Genomic DNA, 1176 nt, shown 5'->3' with positions numbered 1-1176 from the left:
ACTAAAGAAAGAATGAATTCTAATTGGTATTTCTGTAGTACTGCAAGCCTATTAAACTCGGAATTCTCAATGATTATTACATTTTACTTTAATTCATTCCATTATTTAGTACACAGATTAAATCTTCATTTTGCTTATGAATCATTTCCCCCCATTATCAATCATTGACCTAGTCTCACGAATCACCGACACTTATCTGTACAGACGGTAGCTCATTTCCAAGTCTCATGTGAAAATGGGACAATAAATCCACTTAAATTAACGATTCTATATACTATATTCAAAAATTAATTTCCTTTTATTATCTTATTTAGATATTCCTGTTTTATATATTTTATTTTTTTGAATTTATTAACGATTTTCAAAATGAAAGATTTGATTATGTTTAATAAATATTTAAATTCATCTGTATTACGAAAAATCAATATATATATAATATTCGGTACGATTATACACACTATTGAAGATATAATTAAGTTAAGCCAACTGTCTATTATAATTGAACTACATGCTAAATTTACCAAAAAGTATGTTGCTATTCCTATTATCGCAAAGTAAAAGTATGTTAGATAATAGTTGAATATTGGTTTTCTAAATACTTTCTTATAGACCAGATAAGGCGTCGCCCAAAACGGGCCAGCTATTGTGCTGACAAGAGTTCCCATGAAAACTCCCATTATCCCTATATAATGAACTAATACAATGGAGAATATGAGGTTAATAGCAGCTTGGAAGATAGGAACATATCGATCCTCATGAAAAATTACCTGCTGTCGTTTTCACTGTAGAAATGGCATTTCTCATACCTCTTTCATAAAAAATTAGCAATAACACAAGTAATACATTATCGTTCATTAAAAATGCTTTGCCAATCCATAAGGAGATAAAAGGACTAATTACAATGTAAAGGATAATACTAAATTGAGAATATAACCAGAAGGTCAGTAGTCGATAGATCTTAAATATAGAGAAAATTTTCTCTATATTTTCTTCAGCTACTAAATTTCCGACACTATGATAAATGTTATTCGAAATTTGATTAGTGAAGTTTCTGCATATCTCAATTAACATATTATAATTAGAATACAATCCAACGGCTGCAACACTTATGAATGAAGAAATAATAATATTATCGGTACCTACAACTAAATAATTCCCTAAATTTTGCAAAATAAT

1 pseudogene is annotated in these 1176 nt (G+C 28.4%); it reads right to left on the bottom strand.

The annotated features are described in order from the left end of the window. Positions 1–753: 753 nt before the first annotated feature. Positions 754–1176 (bottom strand): annotated as a pseudogene (locus WYK_RS24860) (lipopolysaccharide biosynthesis protein); the annotation flags it as partial.

Source organism: Peribacillus psychrosaccharolyticus ATCC 23296 (assembly GCF_000305495.1).
In the GTDB taxonomy this organism is placed as follows: Bacteria; Bacillota; Bacilli; order Bacillales; family DSM-1321; genus Peribacillus; species Peribacillus psychrosaccharolyticus.
The sequence above is the reverse complement of the archived record's forward strand: the minus strand, read 5'-3'. Positions and strand labels throughout refer to the sequence as shown.